Raw genomic sequence first — 356 nt, forward strand, 5'->3', positions numbered from 1 at the left:
GGCAGGATTATCGCCTCCGCCTGCGCCATTGATACCGAAAGCCTTGATCAAACCATTACCATGGCGACATTACCCGTCAGCCAGATTATTCGTGATGGCCAGGGTGAGCTGCATGAATTCAATATTAAACTGGTGAACTGCACGTTGGAGAAATTCAACCCTGCGCTGGATGACTGGCGATACTTTGCCGTGACCTTTGACGGCAGAGAAGATGCCGGGCTATTTGGTGTTGATGGCAGCGCCAAGGGTATTGCCCTGCAAATTTCCGATAAGCGGGGGAATGTCGCCGCACCGGGTATGCCTATGGCAAAAAATGAAATTCAACCCGGCACCATGGAGTTTAATTATGGCCTGCG

At 51.4% G+C, this 356-nt stretch carries 1 protein-coding gene; it reads left to right on the top strand.

What is annotated here, in order from left to right:
• Positions 1–356, top strand: a 356-nt coding sequence (locus tag IFU29_RS22275; RefSeq protein WP_191935774.1) for a fimbrial protein, incomplete at both ends; no start/stop codon positions are given.

It is taken from the genome of Erwinia persicina, from assembly GCF_014838825.1.
GTDB lineage: Bacteria > Pseudomonadota > Gammaproteobacteria > Enterobacterales > Enterobacteriaceae > Erwinia > Erwinia persicina_A.